Consider the following 3,162-nt stretch of genomic DNA (forward strand, 5'->3'; position numbering starts at 1 on the left):
GCCTACGCCTAGCGGCTTAAGCTTGCTCGTCAGACTAAGTCGCTGACCCATTATACAAAAGGTACGCGGTCACTCAGGACGAACCTTGAGCTCCCACTGTTTGTAAGCATTCGGTTTCAGGTGCTATTTCACTCCCCTCGTCGGGGTGCTTTTCACCTTTCCCTCACGGTACTTGTTCACTATCGGTCGCTGAGGAGTACTTAGGCTTGGAGGGTGGTCCCCCCACGTTCAGACAGGATTTCACGTGTCCCGCCTTACTCATGTCTCAACTGATTGCAGATCCGTACGGGGCTATCACCCATTAATGCGTGGTTTCCCAACCACTTCCGGTAACGCACAGTCGAGCACTGGCCTGGTCCGCGTTCGCTCGCCACTACTAACGGAGTCTCGTTGATGTCCTTTCCTCCAGGTACTTAGATGTTTCAGTTCCCTGGGTTAGCTTTGAAACCCTATGTATTCAGGTTTCAATACCTTCATGTGATCTCTGTTAGCTTAAGGACAGACTGAAAGCCTATCCTTAGAATAACAGAGATCGAAGGTGGGTTTCCCCATTCGGAAATCCGCGGATCAAAGCTCATTCGCAGCTCCCCACGGCTTATCGCAGCGTATCACGTCCTTCATCGCCTCTCAGCGCCAAGGCATCCACCGAATGCTCTTAAGGCACTTGATCGTTCTCATGATCGATGTCCGCAGCAGTCAAGCTGCAAGACAAGATCAGAAAGACCATTTATGCTTGCCGAATAGACCCGATTTAACAACGCGGCCTGGTAGCCGCGAGCGCGCTGCGAGAGTGCAGCTCTCGAATCTATTCCCTCTTCACGATGACAAACAGCGTTACTCATCGTCGCCTTAAAGGGCAACAATCAGCAAAACCTGACAAATTCCGGGGTTCTGGTGGAGCCAGACGGGATCGAACCGACGACCTGAAGCTTGCAAAGCTACCGCTCTCCCAACTGAGCTATGGCCCCATTTTTTTAAAGGGTCACGCGCCATTGGACGCGGCGGCCGGTTAAGCCTTGCGAGCCTATCGGCTCGAAGACCATAGCTTGGTGGGCCTGGGAGGATTTGAACCTCCGACCTCACGCTTATCAAGCGCGCGCTCTAACCAACTGAGCTACAGGCCCGAGGTCCATAAAACCTCGAGGATCCCCTCGCGGCCAAAGACCTGCAAAGATCCGCAAAGACCTGAAGCGTTGGCCCATTGAAAGCGCGGCGCCGATCGGCCGATGCCGACGGGCCAGGCGCTTTCGCCCGGAATTTAAGAAAGAGAAACGAAGACGGCGAAGTTCCGCATGTCGAAGCCTGAACTGGCTTCTTTGTTCCAAGCGAATTCAATACAAGATCCGAAGATCTCGTGGAGAATTCTACCTTAGAAAGGAGGTGATCCAGCCGCAGGTTCCCCTACGGCTACCTTGTTACGACTTCACCCCAGTCGCTGAGCCTACCGTGGTCGCCTGCCTCCTTGCGGTTAGCGCGACGCCTTCGGGTAAACCCAACTCCCATGGTGTGACGGGCGGTGTGTACAAGGCCCGGGAACGTATTCACCGTGGCATGCTGATCCACGATTACTAGCGATTCCACCTTCATGTACTCGAGTTGCAGAGTACAATCTGAACTGAGACGGCTTTTTGGGATTAGCTCGAGGTCGCCCTTTCGCTGCCCATTGTCACCGCCATTGTAGCACGTGTGTAGCCCAGCCTGTAAGGGCCATGAGGACTTGACGTCATCCCCACCTTCCTCGCGGCTTATCACCGGCAGTCCCCCTAGAGTTCCCAACTGAATGATGGCAACTAGGGGCGAGGGTTGCGCTCGTTGCGGGACTTAACCCAACATCTCACGACACGAGCTGACGACAGCCATGCAGCACCTGTGTTCCGGCCAGCCGAACTGAAGAAAGACATCTCTGTCGATCAAACCGGACATGTCAAAAGCTGGTAAGGTTCTGCGCGTTGCTTCGAATTAAACCACATGCTCCACCGCTTGTGCGGGCCCCCGTCAATTCCTTTGAGTTTTAATCTTGCGACCGTACTCCCCAGGCGGAATGCTTAAAGCGTTAGCTGCGCCACTGAAGTGCATGCACCCCAACGGCTGGCATTCATCGTTTACGGCGTGGACTACCAGGGTATCTAATCCTGTTTGCTCCCCACGCTTTCGCGCCTCAGCGTCAGTATCGGACCAGTTGGCCGCCTTCGCCACTGGTGTTCTTGCGAATATCTACGAATTTCACCTCTACACTCGCAGTTCCACCAACCTCTTCCGAACTCAAGACTCTCAGTATCGAAGGCAATTCCAGGGTTGAGCCCTGGGCTTTCACCCCCGACTTAAGAGTCCGCCTACGCGCCCTTTACGCCCAGTGATTCCGAGCAACGCTAGCCCCCTTCGTATTACCGCGGCTGCTGGCACGAAGTTAGCCGGGGCTTATTCTTCCGGTACAGTCATTATCTTCCCGGACAAAAGAGCTTTACAACCCTAAGGCCTTCATCACTCACGCGGCATGGCTGGATCAGGCTTGCGCCCATTGTCCAATATTCCCCACTGCTGCCTCCCGTAGGAGTTTGGGCCGTGTCTCAGTCCCAATGTGGCTGATCATCCTCTCAGACCAGCTACTGATCGTCGCCTTGGTGAGCCATTACCTCACCAACTAGCTAATCAGACGCGGGCCGATCTATCGGCGATAAATCTTTCCCCCGAAGGGCGTATCCGGTATTAGTCCAAGTTTCCCTGAATTATTCCGAACCGAAAGGTACGTTCCCACGTGTTACTCACCCGTCTGCCACTAGCACCGAAGTGCCCGTTCGACTTGCATGTGTTAAGCCTGCCGCCAGCGTTCGCTCTGAGCCAGGATCAAACTCTCAGATTTGATGAGTTTGTTCCGGCATCGCTGCGTATTGACGGAGTCATTGCTTGATGACCCGAAAGTCATCAGCGATGGCTCTTGTAAACGCAGCACACCGAAGTCTCGTTCGACCTAGCCGAAGCTAAGTCCGCAAGAACTCCGCCGTCCACGTTTCTCTTTCTGTCTTAACTTGTCAAACAGCGTGGCCCACAGAAGACAGCCAATCAACCGAGCTAGTCGGCGACAAGGCCTATCGTTCCCATGAAGCGCAGTAGAGCGGCCCCGCCAGCGGCGGCGCCGTCTCGATGGCCGCTTTATAAGAGGAG

Annotated in this window: 2 tRNA genes and 2 rRNA genes (1 of these 4 running past the window's edge); all 4 read right to left on the reverse strand. The window is 54.5% G+C overall.

The window, feature by feature from the left end:
* A 23S ribosomal RNA gene (locus B6S44_RS04580) occupies nucleotides 1-670 on the reverse strand (it extends 2,136 nt beyond the left edge of the window).
* 222 nt (nucleotides 671-892) lie between these two features.
* Nucleotides 893-968: transfer RNA gene (locus B6S44_RS04585), tRNA-Ala, on the reverse strand.
* Nucleotides 969-1,047: 79 nt separating this feature from the next.
* Nucleotides 1,048-1,124: transfer RNA gene (locus B6S44_RS04590), tRNA-Ile, on the reverse strand.
* A gap of 249 nt (nucleotides 1,125-1,373) precedes the next feature.
* Nucleotides 1,374-2,860 (reverse strand): 16S ribosomal RNA (locus tag B6S44_RS04595).
* Together the 16S and 23S rRNA genes with 2 tRNA genes alongside form the textbook arrangement of a ribosomal RNA operon.
* Nucleotides 2,861-3,162 lie beyond the last annotated feature (302 nt).

Source organism: Allobosea sp. Tri-44, assembly GCF_004123845.1.
Taxonomy (GTDB): domain Bacteria; phylum Pseudomonadota; class Alphaproteobacteria; order Rhizobiales; family Beijerinckiaceae; genus Allobosea.